General features: G+C 58.1%; 17 protein-coding genes and 2 pseudogenes. 6 read left to right on the top strand and 13 right to left on the bottom strand.

Going from position 1 to position 15,459, the window contains the following annotated elements:
• The first annotated feature begins 182 nt into the window (after positions 1–182).
• Genes QP400_RS07825 through QP400_RS07815 form a run of 3 tightly spaced genes read left to right on the top strand, consistent with a single transcriptional unit; the run spans position 183 to position 3,083 of the window.
• Positions 183–1,196 (top strand): FecCD family ABC transporter permease, encoded by a 1,014-nt coding sequence (locus tag QP400_RS07825; protein ID WP_004806820.1) that lies wholly within the window; start codon positions 183–185, stop codon positions 1,194–1,196.
• Entirely contained in the window at positions 1,193–1,984 is a 792-nt protein-coding gene (locus tag QP400_RS07820) for an ABC transporter ATP-binding protein (RefSeq protein WP_048706623.1), read from the top strand. Before QP400_RS07825 ends, QP400_RS07820 begins: the two co-directional genes overlap by 4 nt.
• Before the next feature lie 4 nt (positions 1,985–1,988).
• Entirely contained in the window at positions 1,989–3,083 is a 1,095-nt protein-coding gene (locus QP400_RS07815) for an ABC transporter substrate-binding protein (RefSeq protein WP_004806815.1), read from the top strand.
• Between the two features lie 58 nt (positions 3,084–3,141).
• On the opposite strand, the gene QP400_RS07810 is transcribed toward QP400_RS07815, so the two are convergent.
• The gene (locus QP400_RS07810) at positions 3,142–3,396 is read right to left on the bottom strand and encodes a molybdopterin-binding domain-containing protein (RefSeq protein WP_004806812.1); all 255 of its coding nucleotides are present in this window, start codon (positions 3,394–3,396) and stop codon (positions 3,142–3,144) included.
• 149 nt (positions 3,397–3,545) lie between these two features.
• On the opposite strand from QP400_RS07810, the pseudogene narY reads away from it, so the two are divergent.
• Both narY and QP400_RS07800 read left to right on the top strand, forming a co-directional pair.
• Positions 3,546–3,941, top strand: a pseudogene (gene narY / locus QP400_RS07805) (nitrate reductase subunit beta); the annotation flags it as partial.
• Positions 3,913–4,544: pseudogene (locus QP400_RS07800) on the top strand (respiratory nitrate reductase subunit gamma). The pseudogenes narY and QP400_RS07800, both read left to right, overlap by 29 nt.
• Positions 4,545–4,567: 23 nt before the next feature.
• Here the strand turns inward: QP400_RS07800 and QP400_RS07795 are convergent.
• The 6 genes from QP400_RS07795 to QP400_RS07770 form a co-directional block, all read right to left on the bottom strand.
• Entirely contained in the window at positions 4,568–5,416 is an 849-nt protein-coding gene (locus tag QP400_RS07795) for a hypothetical protein (protein WP_004806809.1), read from the bottom strand.
• Positions 5,417–6,079, bottom strand: coding sequence for a molecular chaperone TorD family protein (locus QP400_RS07790; RefSeq protein ID WP_004806807.1), 663 nt, complete (start codon positions 6,077–6,079; stop codon positions 5,417–5,419).
• Positions 6,079–6,813, bottom strand: a complete 735-nt coding sequence (locus QP400_RS07785; RefSeq protein ID WP_004806806.1) for a TorD/DmsD family molecular chaperone — start codon at positions 6,811–6,813, stop codon at positions 6,079–6,081. The genes QP400_RS07790 and QP400_RS07785 overlap by 1 nt, the downstream gene beginning before the upstream one ends.
• 211 nt (positions 6,814–7,024) lie before the next feature.
• On the bottom strand, positions 7,025–7,486 hold the full coding sequence (locus tag QP400_RS07780) for a hypothetical protein (protein WP_040315122.1): 462 nt from the start codon (positions 7,484–7,486) through the stop codon (positions 7,025–7,027).
• A 32-nt stretch (positions 7,487–7,518) separates the two neighbouring features.
• Positions 7,519–8,031, bottom strand: a complete 513-nt coding sequence (locus QP400_RS07775) for a hypothetical protein (protein WP_004806801.1) — start codon at positions 8,029–8,031, stop codon at positions 7,519–7,521.
• Between the two features lie 12 nt (positions 8,032–8,043).
• Positions 8,044–8,313, bottom strand: a complete 270-nt coding sequence (locus tag QP400_RS07770) for a hypothetical protein (RefSeq protein WP_004806799.1) — start codon at positions 8,311–8,313, stop codon at positions 8,044–8,046.
• Positions 8,314–8,390: 77 nt separating this feature from the next.
• Between QP400_RS07770 and QP400_RS07765 the strand changes: the two genes are divergently transcribed.
• Positions 8,391–8,606: a hypothetical protein gene (locus tag QP400_RS07765; protein WP_040315120.1), complete on the top strand. Its 216-nt coding sequence runs from the start codon at positions 8,391–8,393 to the stop codon at positions 8,604–8,606.
• A 309-nt stretch (positions 8,607–8,915) separates the two neighbouring features.
• Here QP400_RS07765 and QP400_RS07760 read toward each other — a convergent pair whose 3' ends face one another.
• The 6 genes from QP400_RS07760 to uriH all read right to left on the bottom strand — a co-directional run bounded on the left by QP400_RS07760 (position 8,916) and on the right by uriH (position 15,262).
• The gene (locus QP400_RS07760; RefSeq protein ID WP_285462624.1) at positions 8,916–10,034 is read right to left on the bottom strand and encodes a dimethyl sulfoxide reductase anchor subunit family protein; all 1,119 of its coding nucleotides are present in this window, start codon (positions 10,032–10,034) and stop codon (positions 8,916–8,918) included.
• Between the two features lie 25 nt (positions 10,035–10,059).
• Entirely contained in the window at positions 10,060–10,746 is a 687-nt protein-coding gene (locus QP400_RS07755; protein WP_004806794.1) for a DMSO/selenate family reductase complex B subunit, read from the bottom strand.
• Between the two features lie 183 nt (positions 10,747–10,929).
• The gene (locus tag QP400_RS07750; protein ID WP_004806793.1) at positions 10,930–11,883 is read right to left on the bottom strand and encodes a ribokinase; all 954 of its coding nucleotides are present in this window, start codon (positions 11,881–11,883) and stop codon (positions 10,930–10,932) included.
• Between the two features lie 9 nt (positions 11,884–11,892).
• Positions 11,893–12,873 (bottom strand): LacI family DNA-binding transcriptional regulator, encoded by a 981-nt coding sequence (locus QP400_RS07745; RefSeq protein WP_004806791.1) that lies wholly within the window; start codon positions 12,871–12,873, stop codon positions 11,893–11,895.
• Entirely contained in the window at positions 12,870–14,261 is a 1,392-nt protein-coding gene (gene uriT, locus QP400_RS07740; RefSeq protein WP_004806788.1) for a uridine transporter UriT, read from the bottom strand. Before uriT ends, QP400_RS07745 begins: the two co-directional genes overlap by 4 nt.
• Before the next feature lie 35 nt (positions 14,262–14,296).
• Positions 14,297–15,262 carry a uridine-preferring nucleoside hydrolase UriH gene (gene uriH / locus QP400_RS07735; RefSeq protein ID WP_004806786.1) on the bottom strand — a complete coding sequence of 322 codons (966 nt, stop codon included), beginning with the start codon at positions 15,260–15,262 and terminating at the stop codon, positions 14,297–14,299.
• Positions 15,263–15,459 lie beyond the last annotated feature (197 nt).

Raw genomic sequence — 15,459 nt, 5'->3', positions numbered from 1 at the left:
CGTCCGATCGGGGCGGATTTTGGGAGGGCGTACCCAAAGGCCCAGGATGTAGCGGATTAGCGCTCATTGAGGCGGGTAGGAAAATTTTTAGCCAAATAAATCACATGCGCTCAAATATCCGCTTTATGCCCGAAAGTGCGACAGTAGATAGTAAATATGTCAGCAGATGCGGAGGGGGATGGATGCGCAGATCTGCCGGGGTGCAGCTAGCCCTCCTTCTGCTTATTTCCCTTGTGATGTTGCTTGCAATCATGGTTATCTGTCTAACTGTAGGCAGATATGGGCTGCCCGCTAACACTATTTTTACCGCGGTCAACCCGTTTGCCAGCGCCGACCTTTCTGCCGCAGATGCGACTGTCCTCTACCAGGTGCGCCTTCCCCGCATGGCGGGTGCCGCCCTCGTGGGTGCCGCGCTGGCGCTTGCTGGCGTGTCCTATCAGGGCATCTTCCGCAATCCACTGGTATCGCCCGGAATCTTGGGCGTATCGCAGGGCGCCTCAGTGGGGGCCGCAGGAGCAATTCTGCTGGGCCTCACTACGCTGGGAGTATCCGTAGCGGCCCTAATAGGTGGCATCTTGGCAGTACTGCTTGCTACCTCCATTCCGCGCCTGCTGCACAACGATTCGACCCTGATGCTGGTGCTCTCGGGCGTAATAATCGGCGGCTTCGGATCCGCCCTCGTGGGAATCTTGAAGTTCGTTGCGGATCCGGAAACGGAGCTTGCCGCGATCGTGTTCTGGCAGATGGGCTCCCTTTCGGATGTGCGTACTGATTCGCTCGCACAATGCGCGCTGCTCGCCGTGCCCGCCGCTGCGCTACTGCTGGCAATGCGCTGGCGCATCAACGTGATTTCTCTGGGTGACCAGGAGGCGGCGGCGTTGGGCGTGAATCTGCGCAGGGATCGCGCCGTGGCAATTCTGGCCGCCACCGTGCTGACCGCCGCTGCCGTATGTTTGGCGGGAACTGTGTCGTGGGTAGGGCTAGTAGTACCGCACCTGTGCCGCCTAGTTGTGGGTCCGAACAATTCGCGGCTGTTGCCACTGGCAGTTACCTTCGGCGCCTCTTTCATGGTGGTGGTGGATACGCTGGCGCGCTCGCTCAGCCAGATGGAAGTGCCCCTTGGGGTCGTCACGGGCATGATTGGCGCACCGCTATTCCTGCTGCTGCTAGCGGTGGGCAAGGTGAAAATTCGATGAGCCTGTTGCAACTGGAAAACGCCGGCTTCTACTACCGCGAAAACGAGTGGGTATTCCGCGACGTAAACCTAGACCTTGCAGCCGGGCAAACCCTATCGATACTAGGGCGAAACGGCGCCGGTAAATCAACGCTCTTGCAGGTGGCACTCGGCCTGCTGCCCCCAGCTGAGGGCGAAGCGCGCCTGGACGGGGCAGCCACCACTCACCTGAGCGCTGCCAAGCGGGCCCGCCTAGCGTGCTACCTGCCGCAAGCAGAAAATGTCTCCGTTGCCTACTCGGTAACCGACTATCTACTGATGGGGCGAACCCCCTATCTGGGGGCCTTCAGCTCGCCCAGGAAAAAAGACCGGGCTCGCGTGCGCGAAGTGATAGCCGAAATGGGGCTGGACAGTTATGCGGACCGTCCCATCAACGAACTTTCCGGAGGCGAAAAGCAGCGCATCGGCTTCGCACGCGCACTAGTACAGGGCTCCCCACTGGTGGTTATGGACGAGCCGACGGCCGCCCTCGACATGGGAAACCAAATACGCACCTTGAAGAAGATGCGGGAGCTAGCCGCGGAAGGATACGCGGTCGTGGCCACCACCCACGACCCAAACCAGGCGTTCCTACTGGGAGGCAAAGTCGCCCTGATGGAAAAAGGCAAACCCGTGCGAGTCGGCGAGGCGGCAGAAGTGCTGACCACTGACTCGCTCACGGAACTTTTTGGAACCCCCATCCAGGTGCGCTGGGACGACCAGCTGCGCAGGCACGTGTGCCTAGGGGCCAAGAAAATTGAAGAAAGGTAAGAATATGTCTCTGCTGAAGAAAGTAGTGGCAATTGGTGCGTTGGTGGCAATGCCGCTGACTCTGACGGCTTGCGGGGCAAACCAGGCGAGCGAAAAGCCCTCACCGTCAGCAACACAGACCGAGTCCAAGACTCGCACCGTGACCGATGTGGACGGCACCAAAGTTGAAATTCCCGCCCAGCCGAAACGCATTGCAGACCTGTGGCACGCCAACAACCAGGTGGTGTTGCTTCTGGGAGGCGCGGACAAGCTGGTAGCAACCACCAAACAGGTACAGGCGCTGCCCTGGTTCGCCAAGGTGTACCCGAACATCTCGAAGCTGCCCGCTCCCGCGGCAAAGACCGACCTGAACATGGAAGAACTGCTAGCGGCAAAGCCCGAGGTCGTACTTGCTTCCGATAAGGAGCAGGTCGAGGCCGTGCGCGCCAAGGGCATCCCCGCAGTTCACGTTGAGTTCCAAAACTTTGCGGACATGAACAAAGTCATCGACATTACCGCTGACGTGCTGGGGACTGCCGAGGCCAAAGAGAGAGCCGCAGCCTTCCACAAGTATCTAAACAAGAATCTGAACCTGGTTAGGGATCACCTGAAAGACGTTGCTGACTCGGACAAGCCCTCCGTGCTGCACATTGTTGGTGGGGATGATCTGACTAAGGTTGACGGTTCAGATTCCTTGATCGGCGAATGGATGAAGGCTACCGGTCTGAAGAATTCTCTGGACAACGTCGAAAACATGCAGGAAGTAACCCTGGAGCAGATCATTGGTTCCAACCCTGACGCCATCATCATCGGCGGCGGGAAGGCACAGGCCGGTGTGGATCAGATCAAGTCTGACCCGGCATGGGCCGGCGTGAAGGCGGTAGCTGACGACAAGATCATCAAGAACCCGGTCGGCACCTTCAACTGGGATCGTTACTCTGCTGAAGAAGCACTGCAGATCCTGTGGTCGGCGAAGACCTTCTACCCGGACAAGTTCAAAGATGTTGATCTGGTGGCGGAGACGCAGAAGTTCTACAAGGACTTTTACGGATATGACCTGAGCAAAGATGATGCTCAGCGCATAATCGACGGCCAGGCCCCTGAAGGTGCCGCCAAGTAAATAGCGGTAAGAAGTTATTTGCCCCGGATCGTCCCTGCACAGGGGGCGGTCCGGGGTTTTATTCGGCTAACTGCCTGAAGATCGAGGGCAGTACCTGAAGCATTACGGCTAGGGTGTCTTTTATTCCCCCAGTCGAAGAGGGCGAATTCGCTATTACCGTTCCTGCTGTGCAGATTGTGGTCACGCCGACTAGGCCACGCGATAGGCCGGCTAGGGCGTGCCGAAAATCTGCTGCCCGTTCCGCAACTACTACGGGGGCAGCGCAGTTGTATCCGGCATCGGATAGTAGCCGGGTGGCAAGGGCGGCACCCACAATTCGTTAACCCGGATCCTGCTGAAGCCAGCCCACCTGATCGGTGGCTACGGGCATACCACCTACGGTTTTAACTACATTGGCCCAACCGGAAACTAGCGTGACGAAGTAGCAATACTTCGCCTCCGTAGCCAGGAGGTGCAGTTCTAATGAAGGTCATGGCACAAATTGCCATGGTCATGAACCTGGACAAATGCATCGGATGCCACACCTGTTCTGTCACCTGTAAGCAGGCGTGGACCAACCGTGACGGGACGGAGTACATCTGGTTTAACAACGTGGAAACAAAACCCGGCATCGGCTACTCGAAGCGCTGGGAAGACCAGGAAAAGTACCGGGGTAGGTGGAAGCTCAAACACGGCAAATTGACCCCGAGCCTGGGTGGGCGCGCCCACCTCTTGTCGACCATCTTCGCCAACCCGCGCATGCCCGGCCTGCAGGATCACTACGAGCCGTGGACCTATGAGTACGAGAAGTTAACGACTTACCATTCCCAACCTTCCCGGAGGCTATCCGATGAACGCACTAGAGATTTTTTGTTGGGGAATCTTCCCCTATATCTGCATGAGCCTGTGCATCGGCGGATTGGCGTGGCGGTGGTGTCACGACCAGTTCGGATGGACTTCACGCTCCTCCCAGCTGCACGAATCTACCCTGCTGCGACTCGGATCGCCGCTGTGATGACGGTAGCCGGTTTGTTCATTCTGCTCTACCGCCGCTTCCGTGTGCGGGGCGTGCGCGAGGCAACGACGCGTGCCGACAAGATCATGTACGTGTTCCTCACCATCCCCATTCTGCTCGGAGCATGGGCGACACTGTACAACCAGGTGTTCGGCCAGTCCCCGGCAGGAGCGGCCGGCTACGACTACCGCGAAACCATATCGCCGTGGCTGCGATCGCTGTTTTACTTCCACCCCAAGGTGTCACTAATGGCAGACGTGCCCGTCAGCTTCAAAATGCACATTGTTGCGGGATTCTTATTGTTTGCGCTGCTGCCACTGACCAGGCTCGTGCACATATTTAGCGCCCCGATGGGGTATACGACCAGGCCATACGTGGTGTACCGGTCGCGTGAACCGCACATTTCGGCCGCCAAACCCGCGCGCGGTTGGGACAAGCCGCGTACCGCCCAGCGCTTCGAGGAATGATCGACCGACCGCGATGTCCGCTACTAGATGCCGCGCAGCTGGCGGCGCACGTCCTCGGGAAGGGCAGCTAACGCTTCGGTGGGCATCGCGGCGGTGAATGGGTGTTGCTCCCGGTAGGCACACATGCGGCACAGCTCGCCCTCGGCAGCCGGGTGCGGGTTCTTGCATTTCTCGCAGGGCTGGAGCTGCTCGCCGTCCTGCTGGGTGGCCGTGAAAGAGGTCAAGGCAGTAGCCCCCTGCTCGTCCGCTACGGAACGATTCGGACAGTAGTGTGCGGCCACCTGGCAGGCCGGGCAGAGGGCGCGAAAGTTGGTGGCGGCGGCCCGGGCCGTAAAGTTGCGGTCGGCATTTGCCGGGCACTTCTCAATCAGTGTGGCACAGGTGGAACAGCGTAGGCAGTGCAGGGCGTCGGCCTCGGAAAAATCGGTGGGCCGGAAGATGGCGTGCGCTGTGGCCAGGTCGTGAAAGGCTTCAAAGCTGCGCCAAGAATTACTGGCCGAAATGGTGAGCGCCGAATCGGAGCGGGTCGGCAGCAGAGTGCGGCGCGGAACCAGCCCGGTGGCCACATCCATTATCTGTGGGCGGCGGCTGGCTCGCTCGGGTGGGGCGAAAGGGAGCACCAATTCGCCCAGGACAGCCTGCAAGCCCGGCAGCGGAGCACAGGTCGAGCAGGGGTAAAGTTGCAGGTAGGAGGCTCCCTGTACCAGAAGTTGCGCGGCTTGGGGCGCAGTCAGGTCCTGGGCATGTCCGGGAAGAATAAGGCCAGCATCCTTCTTGCCAAGGGCGGGTACGGCAGCATCCTTGCAAAACAGCACTAGGTTTTCCACCGGGTCAGCTGCGGCCAACCACTGCAACGCCGGGCGTAGATCCATTTATAGCTCGGTTTCAGAGGGCCCAGCAGTGGCCGGATCTAAGGTAGTGGCTGCCTCAGCTAGGCTGGCGGCTTCCTTCACCAAAGCTGCGGCCAGTTCTACAGCGGCCTTATACGTTGGGGAGGCGGACTGCGTGCGCACTCCGCCCACCACGTCTACAGCCAGCGGGCCAGTGTAGCGGTCTACGAAGGTTTGCAATGTGCCCCCAGTTTGGTGGGCGTCCGGGGCTTCGCCCTCGCGCCAAAGCCCCGCAAGGAAAGTCGCAAGGTGACCGATGAACGCCAGCTGCGTGGCAAAATGCGCTGGGGGTAGCGAGGGCGTTGGCGCGGCAAAGCCGAACTTGCTGTACAGGGCGGGCAAGGCCGCATCCGGGTCCTGGCCCAACAAGGATACGCGGCCCAAAGGCCCGAACAGGCGGGCGTACTCGTTTGAAAGGTCGCGTCCGTGCTCGTGCTCGTTCTCTAAGATGGCTGCCGCCTGGACTGACTGTTCGTCCCGCAGCGGCCACATGCGCAGAAGCGCGGGATTGGAAAGGTTTTCCAACAGGCCGCGGTCAGGCATGGCTGCGAAAATCTTGTGCAGTACAGAAGCTGCGGTGCCGACGCGCACTCCGCGGCTGGTGATATCTTCCGCGGCTGGGGTAGTGAATGGGTCGAAAGCCATTACAGCTGGTCCTTCCACGAAATCGGGTTGTCCTCGATCTTCACCGGTTCGGGTGCGGGAGTAGAAGCACATCCGCAGTTTTCACCGCAACCGCAGGCTGGTGAATACCCATCCTGTTGGAGGGCATTTTGCCACTGTGCCAGGGTGCCGCAGGTAAGTTTCTGGACGCCGGTAAGCCAGTGGGTAGTGGCGGCCTCGGCTGCGCTGGCAAGCATCTGTGGGGCCCAGGCAGCTACGTGCTCGAAAGTAAAGGCAGCTGCCAAGTCGAGGGCGGCCTGTGCGCGTTCGGGCTGGTTCGCATCCAGTTCGTCGAGGACGGCCAGGGTGGCCTTGGAGAGGAAATCTAGTTCTAGGCCAATGTGGTCATCCGGGTCGTGGCCCATGCGGGGAGCCTCGTAGCCGAGCGCCGCATAAAACTTCCTCACCTGCAATGTCTGTTCGTCGAAGACTAGGCCGTCAGTACCGCGGTGAACGGATTCGTAGGGTGCAACCTTGGCGCCGGCAGCTATACCGTAAACCTCATTTTGATCCGCCCATCTAGCGTCTTCGTCCTCGTCCGTGCTATGGGAGATTTCGCGGGCTCCGTCTTTGGTGTCTCCTTCTAGGGGCAGAGGCCACTGACCGATCATGTTCCGCATAGAGGAGGCCGTGTCGTCCTTGGCGGGTTGCAGGTGCAAAGAGGCAAGCACGGCAAAAGCCGCGCTGAAAGCATCAAGCTTATTGACGTCGAGCATAGGATCCTATCGTTGGTATATAGCGGTCGACCCAGGTAACTGGCGGGGTGCCGCTGCTCCTGGGAAGCTGCATAGGTACCATGATAAGGGGTTATGCCCGACCAGTCTGTTAGCAGTAGGTGCTTTCGTCTGCGGCTGACAGATTTGGTTATCTTTGGGGTAGTTTCGAAGGTGCAGCTAGGAAGGGTAGGCATTTAAGACGCCTAGTAGGCTACCTATCTTGAGCCTCTTTGAACATGTCACTTGCGAAGACACGCATCGATTCCGAGTGGGGTTGGCCTGTGGGCAGCTCCCGCCAGGGTCGGATGAAGATTGCCTCTAGCGTAAGTGTCAGTGGATACGCCGAGGCGACGAGCAGCGCTGGGGACAGGGGTGCTATAAACGTGTTGGCGAGGGCGAAGCCTCCAAAGCAAGCAATCCCAATTCCCGCTAGAAAGCACCATTTTGTACCTAGTTTGCGGCGGTGCGCCATATAAATTAGTGTGGCTTCGACGGATTCTGTGGCGGCCATGATCGCTATGTAGGTTGCCCACAGTGTCGCGAAGCTTATCTTGTGTGCGCCAAAAGTCAGATTTATAGCAGTGATGATGAAGCCCATAGGAAGCATGGCGAACAAGCCGAATACCACATGGGTTATCACGTAGTCAGAGAATTTTCGGTTAGGTTTTCTCAAAATACGTTTCTTTCGAGGGCGAAGCGGTTTTCTTAGTACCGCTCATCGGAGTCGGTATCGGAGTCTGACTGGAAGTGCTCGCGGGTCATTACTTTAGTTTCTTCCCACTTTTGGTGTACCTCAGTGCGGGATAGGTCCGTATCCCACGGCTTCATGGTAAGGATCTCAACTAGAGAAAGAACCGGATAAATGATCGCCATTACGGCTGTTGCGTTGATGTCCTTACTGGCGAACCACGCGATTATGAGGCTAATGGCCAGGGAAAACAAGACTGTTGCGAAATAATTCCACTTTGTTCCAGGTTGGGTACTGTGGTATCGCTGCTGCAACGTATAGAGCAAAATTGAGGCAAAGCTTTCGGTCGCGATGGCAATTATTATGTACCCAGGTACAAAGTTCTCTGCGGTAATCTTATGCGTACCTAAAATCAGATTTATTAGAGCGAAAACTGCCAACGCTGTAATTGTCTTTATTGCGCCTATAAATAGATGTCCGGCAAGGACGTGCTGGAACTCAATTTGGTCAGGATTCTGGTTCTTAAACATTGCTGCCTCGTTTTAAGAAAAACAAGCTTTCTTTACCGCATCTAATCCTAAGATGCCCTCAATAATACTTACCGCATCCTCACCTATCTCGGCTGCAGCGCTACCGCTAGCTATCGCATAATAGATTCCGCGCAAGCCGCCCCAGAGTGCTCTCGCTTTCTTCAACCAAGAAATTACTTTCGCGATTGGAATGCCATATTGGAGTACGGTAGCAGCTACCTGCGATGCGCAAAGGGCCCAGTTAGTCGCCGTAACGGCTCGGGAGATGCCAACAGTGTTCACTCCTTTAAGTGTTCACTCCTTTAAGCGCATTTCTCACAGCTGCCGCTACCTTAGGATTAGATGGGTTCCCGTTCTTTATGTCTTCAGGTAGCGAATCTAGTACGCTGATAATCCTATTTAAAATCTGGTCGGCTACCTGTGAAGTGGTTGTGACGGTAGTGGTCCTGGCCGGACTAGGCTCTGCCGAAGTTGCGTTAGAAGGTGCGGCGATAGAGAAGGGCACCGTTATTGCGAGTAAAGTTCCGATGCCTAAGCGGATCGATGGTCTCATATTCCTCTCCTTCGAGGTGTGAAAGTGCGCTTCGCCGCACACAATACGCATCATAGAGTAGCTGCGCAAGAAAAAGATATTTTTGAGTAGCTAGATTAAGGTGCCATTAAGGAATGTGAAAAATAGATTAACACACAAGATCGCTCTGACTCAGGTAAATATTCATATTTTTAATATTGGCCAATAAAATGACTAGGAAAATTAAATTTAAAACTTCTTGCCATTTGCTATTGCGCCGGAGCCGTAGGCCTTGCCGGCCTCTGCTTGTACATGTAAAAACCCGGGCCAGATGCGACTGCAACCGACCCGGGTAGGAGCTGTCGTTTGCTCGCTAGCCCATCGTGGTGTTGATGCCAGCACGGATTAGGCCTTCGTAGTGCAGGCCGCGACCCAAAAGCTCGGTGGCAATAGCCAGAATGAAAGCGACTGCCAGCAGGACGACTAGCAGGGTAGAAGGGCTAGTGGCCTTTTCTAGTTGCTTGCGCAGAACCAGCGCGATCAACAGTACGGCGAGCGCTAACGTAATCAGGCGAATTGCTAGGTACCCGTGGTCCATCATCGCGTGCGCTACTTGGCGTTCCACCTCGGAGCCAAGCCCTAGCCCAGTCATGTGGAACGGGTAGGCGACTAATAAAATAGCGCCAGCAACAGCGGCAACGGAAGCAGCCATGCGCAAGGACCGCTGGGTCAAAGACACCATCTCGATGGTCATACGCCCCTCAGGGAATAGCCCTCGGGAAATAAGGCCGGTTGCCTTGCGGAAGGTCGAAACGGAATCGCCCTTGCCGTCGGTAGTGCCAGTGGCCTTATATTCGCGCCACTGTTCCTTAGTGATCTTGCCCTTCGCTACGTCCTCTTCCTGGATCTGAGAACCGGAGACCAGGGGAGTGGGGTTGCCATCACGCTTATTCTGTACGCTCCAAGCAGCAAACAGAGCAACGGCCACTGCCAGCGCCCCAGTAAAGAACGCGGAGCAGAAGAAAGATACCCAGGTGAACCAAGAGTGCCAGGCGGGCACGGTTTCGGTGAAGTAGTAAACCCCGCACATGGATACCAGTAGGGCTAGCCCTGCTAGTGCCGTCAGGATGGCCAGCACGTCACGTACCTTGCGAGAAAAGAGGTCGAACCACTGGGTGATTGCGAACAATGCGCCTAGGGCTGCGTACAGCACTCCGGATATGAGTTCGCGAGACAGCCACGAGGAACCCATATTGAACAGGGTGTATGGCGAGTGCATCGGATCGTTCAGGTGGAAGAACGCGGCAAAAAAGCCCAGGACTAGTAGTGGGCCGGCCGCGTACATGCCAGCGTTAGTGATGCGATCGATGGTTACGTGCCGCATCCCGGTCCAGCGGCCAATGAACTGGATTATGCCAAGGATCCAAAACGCCCCCACTGACATTTGTGCCACGGTGGTGAAGATGATCATTGGCAGTTCGCCGATGTGCATGATGCTCCTTTTTCGAAGTCCCTAACTAGAGTTCTTTAGGGTTCTGAATAGTGCCCGTGCCTTCGTCCCACTTCTGAGCATCACGGTGCGGTTTCACTACCAGGTGTGGCTTGGTAATGGACGGGTCAGGGAGCGGGGCAATACCTGCCTCCGACCCGAATTCCTTGCGAAGCGCGTCAATGGGCCCCCAGCCGAGAGCGCGAGTGGGACAGGCGTCGACACAAGCTGGGTTTTGCCCCTGCTCTCGGTAGTCGTAGCACAAATCGCACTTTGACATGTGTCCGGTACGTGAGTCAAGCTGTGGCGCTCCGTAAGGGCACGCCCACTGGCAGTAGCGGCAACCAACGCATTTGCTTTGGTCGACGTAGACCGTGCCATCCTCGCGGCGGCTCATCGCGGTGGTCGGACAAACTCGCATGCAGATGGGGTTTTCGCAGTGGTTGCATGAGATGGAGGTGTAGTAGCTGAATACCGATGGGGTGAAGGTACCTTCTTGTTTGTTGGTATGCCAAGATCCACCTGTGTATTCGATCACGCGGCGCCAGTTCATGCCCACGGGTAGGTCGTGCTTGTCCTTGCAAGCGATTTGGCAGGCCTTGCATCCGTTGCACAGAGTCTGGTCGAAAACAAATCCGTACCCGGCGTCTTTCTGCGTGAATGGTTCGTCTGCCGTGTCGTGTCTGCCCGGTTGGGGGATCACGTTCTGCGCCATCGCTTCCTCCTCATGTTCTATCCGAAGTTTCGGCGACAGGTGTCGCTTACGTATATGGGCAACTATAGTAAGCAGGGATTTTGCCGCAGAAAATGGGCCAAGTCCGGCTACTTTAAGGGCACCCAGGTGTTTCTTTATTGGGCGAGGGCGAAGGCACTACTTATCCGGGTAGAACGTGCCTGGCTAGCGGCAGAACGCCGCCGAAACTGTGCCCGCCTCGGCGTAGGAAGCTTGCGCCCCCAGTTTCTGGGTTGAAAAAGCGGAAACTGCGGAGGCGACGTGGGCGCCCTCGGCAAGATCTAAGCCGGCAGCAGTGGCTGCCAACAAGGTCGCAAAGAAGGAGTCGCCCGCGCCCGTAGTATCCACCGCATTCACGGGATAGGGAGCCACCTTAGTTATCTGCTCGCCGGCGAGCACTAGCGACCCCTCGGCCCCCAAAGTGATCACGGCTCTGGCCACGCCCAAAGTGGACAGAGCTCGGCCAGCCTGCTCCCAGTCCGAGAACTCTAAATCCTGGTGGGCAAGCATGTCCCGAAGCTCATGTTCGTTGACGATCAGAACATCGACGTTCTGCATCAGTTCCGTGGGAAGGTCGGGGCGGAACGGAGAGTTATTGAAAAACACGACCGTGCCAGCCGCGCGAGCAATTGCGGCGGCAGCGCAAGCCGCTTCCAAGCTGACCTCCAGGCAAATCCCCAAGGCGTCGGCCTCTTCAATCAGGTGGGCGTGCTTCGAAACGGTGGCAGCATCCACGCTGCCGTTGGCTCCCGGCGATACCACGATCGTATTTTCGCCCTGATCGTTCACTGTGATGATGGCGGTGCCAGTAGGAGTATCGATGCGCTCGATGGCGGCTGTGTCCACCCCGGCCTGATCGAGTGAATCCAGCAGCAGCTGCCCGTTGGCGTCGCGGCCCACGGCACCGACCATGCTCACATGCGCGCCCAACAGGCCCGCCTGCACTGCCTGGTTGGCACTCTTTCCGCCGGGCAGGATCACCAGGTCCTGGCCGGTAACTGTTTGTCCGGGGCGCGGAAAATCAGCGGTGCGTACGGTTAGGTCAGCATTCAGGGAGCCCACAACCGCGACCTTGCCGGGCGTGGCGGTAAGAGTTTCTAAAAGGGAATTGAGCTGCATGTTTTACTCCTAAGAGAGGCGGGTTGTTGAGTTTCGCAGCCGCAGCGTTGCGGGCTGAAAGATGGTCTTTGGACTGGCAGAGGGCGAATTGATGCGCCGGCGCAGCAGTGTGGTAGCGGCTCGGGCAAGTGCCGCAGGGTCAGCCGCAATCGCGGTCAAAGACGGGCGCAAATAGCTAAACCAGGGCAGGTCATCAAACGTGGCGAGGCCGATCTGTGCTCTCGTCTCCTGTAAACATTGCAATGCGCCGAGGGCAATCATGTTCCCGCCCACTACTAGTGCGTCAACGTCGTTGCTAGAAAGTAACTTGGCGCAGGCCGCCCTGGCAAGATTCGGGTTGTGCGGCACGTGCCCGGTGGGGATAGGGGCATCCGGAAAGTGTCGGCGCAAAGCCGCGGCTACGGCCTCGGCGCGCGAGATCCCGGTAGACGTGTCGGTGGGACCGCACAAGATGGCGGGACGGAAGTAGCCATTTTGGGCCAGGTGCGCGGCCAACTGGACCACCGCCAGGGCGCTATCGACGAGGGCGCAGTCCAACTCGGTCCCATCCAGGACGCGGTCTACGGCCACAGTGGGTACCTGGTTGATGAGGCGGATAGTAAGGGGGCTCGCCTCTCCGGTGGGCACCAGCAGGAGACCGTCTACGCCCTGCGCAAGCATGGAACCGATGACTTTTTCTTGCGCCGTGGGGTCTTCCTGGCTGTTTGCGATTAGGAGTGAGAGGCCGACTTTGTCTACTTCTCGTTCAATGTGATGGGCCAAGGAAGCGAAATAGGGGTTGTCTATGTCGCCCACTGCCAGGCCGATTACTCCGGTGCGGCGCGTGCGCAGTGCGGAGGCGGGACGGTAGCGGCGGTAGCCGACTTGTGCGGCTAGTCCCTGCACGCGCTCTACGGTTTCGGGAGGAAGTTTGGTGGAGCCGGCTAAGGCTCGGGACACCGTGGATACGGAAAGCCCGAGCCTTTGAGCCAGTTCCTTTTGGGTGATCATTGCTGGGGTGCGTGCTTCGGAATCAATAGAGAGAACGCGAAGGCTGCGCACAGCAGGATGGCGCCGGCGACGGTGGTAACGACGTAGCCGTGCTGGCCCATGCCGGCAGCTGTATTGATCGCGTACAGTACCGCGAATGACATGCCTGCGCCTAGGTTGAAGGCGCCCGCGTTCAGGCCCGGCAGGTATCCGGGGTTGTCAGCGGGCGAGAGCTCAATGCCCAGCCCGTTTAGCATGATGTTTCCAATGCCCGCGTAGGTGATACCCACGAAAATGGAAATGATCAGCAAGAATGCGGGGGTGGGGTGGTAAACACTGAAGATGGTCAGTATCAGTCCGATGATGGTGCCAGCTAGCCCGATGCGCAGCACTTTGTGGTAGCCGATGCGGCCTGCCAGCGTGCCAGCGACTGGGCCCATGGCTAGCCCGGCGATCGCGTAGGGCGTCAAGGTGTACAACGAGACGACCTCTGCGGCCATGCCCGCTCCTACCTCGCCGTCCTGTGCGAGGGCGGGGATGATGCCGTTCATGATGGCGAAGACGCCGGTCATGGTCAGTAGGGTGGTGGTCAACAATGCCCAGGTGGAGCGGGCCTTCAGGTAAGTGGTGGTGACGAGCGGGTGAGCCGTGGCGCCCTCGCGCCGCCAGAAGGTGAGTGCGCTGAGTACGCAAACGACCGCCAATATCACGACTAGCACCCACTTGGCAGCGGCGAGTTTGGCCGCCTCGTTGATGGCTACAAGAGCCGTACCTACGGCTATGACCAGCAGTAGCGTGCCGAGCCAGTCCATGGGAACAGGCGTGTCGATGCTAGTTTCGTCAGTCATGACCAGGACGCATCCCGCCGCTATGAGGGCGATAAGGGCCATTACCCAGAAGACCGAGGAGAAGCCGAAGTGGCCAGCCAGGTAACCGCCAGCCAGGGCGTCTACGCCGGCGATGCCACCGTTTACAGCGGTGATAACCCCCATTAGGGTGCCGTAGAGCTTGTTGTCAGTAACTGCCTGGCGCAAGATGATCAGGCACACCGGCACTGTGGGGCCGGCGACGCCTTGAATTAGGCGGCCGATCATCAGCAACGCCACGGATTCAAAAGTGCCTGCCAGGGCAGAAAGCACGCAGCCGATGCCGGTCAGCGTCATCATTGCTACCAGCAGCTTGCGCCTGCCAATGATGTCGCCGAGGCGAGGGAGGAATAGTGAGAAGAGGGCAGCGCCGGTGAAGAACACCGTTTGGGTTAGTCCAATGGTGTTGGCGTCGGTGTGCAGTTCCTTCTCCATGGTCACCAGTGCCGGCGAGAGCATGGAGGCGTTCAGCTGGAACGCAAAACAGGCAATGAGCAGCGCAGTCATCACTGCGGCTACGGAACGGGTCTTAGTCGAATTCATTTATTCGCCTTGCTATCGATGGGTTGTTTGCCGGGTTAGTTTGCAGATTGGTGGGCGGGCAACTGTTTCTGAATGCGATCGATGGCATCGGTGACTACGTCCCAGAACTTGTGGAAGTCCAACTCGGTTGCTGCCCAAGTGTGGCAGTCCCCTGGAGCTGGAGCGCGGAAATCGGCTACCGTCATTCCCAGGGTAAGAGTGCCAGTCAATTCGATGTCGATTGGAACCTTCACGGTCTTTACGATTGCCGGGTCGATCAGATAGGCGACGGTACACGGATCGTGCACCGGCGGGAAGTCGAAGCCCTGGGCATCTTTGTAGGCCTTGCGGAAGAAGGCAAACAGCCCCAGGGTGAAGTCCGATACCGGGCCAGGATGTGCGGCGATCTGCTTGGCCACGTCGTCGGTTGCCAGCGCCTGGTGAGTCAGATCCAGGCCCACCATTACCACCGGCCAGTTTTCGTTGAATACGACGTGGGCGGCCTCGGGGTCAACCTTGATATTGAATTCGGCAACTGGCGACCAGTTGCCGGTGTGGTAGCCGCCGCCCATGAGGACGACCTCGCGCACGCGTTCCACGATGCGCGGTTCCTTGCGAACGGCCATTGCGATGTTGGTTAGAGGACCGGTGGGAACCAGGGTAATTTCGCCCGGTTCTGCCTGCATGATGGTGTCAATGATCAGGTCCACGCCGTGGCGCGGATCGAGTTGCATTGCCGGTTCGGGAAGGTCTACCCCATCTAAGCCGGTGTCTCCGTGTACGTCCTCGGCAATTTCTACAGGACGCACCAGCGGGTTCTTGCAACCGGCCGCGATGGGCACGTCGTGCATTCCGATCACGGTGGCGACGCTGAGCGCATTGCGCGTTACTTTCTGCAGTGTCTGGTTGCCGCCCACGGTAGTTACCGCCGCGAGTTCTATTTCCGGGTTGCCCCACGCCAACATCATGGCTACCGCATCGTCATGTCCTGGGTCGCAGTCCAGGATTATCTTCCGTGGCATCGTTGCCTCCATATGGAACAGTCTGAGTCTTTAGCGTTTATGTAGTTGTTAGTTTTGCTTGCCTGCGTAGATGCGTATGCAAACGTTTGCACAGCCGAGTATAGCAGTCCCATAAAGCCTGCGGTAGTGCCGAAATCCTGCGCTGATGTTAAAAAATATGGCCCCGCCTGCGCCCGGCCGGAAGCGAGCCGGACGCA

It is taken from the genome of Winkia sp. UMB3158, from assembly GCF_030217145.1.
GTDB lineage: Bacteria > Actinomycetota > Actinomycetes > Actinomycetales > Actinomycetaceae > Winkia > Winkia anitrata.
The sequence above is the reverse complement of the archived record's forward strand: the minus strand, read 5'-3'. Positions and strand labels throughout refer to the sequence as shown.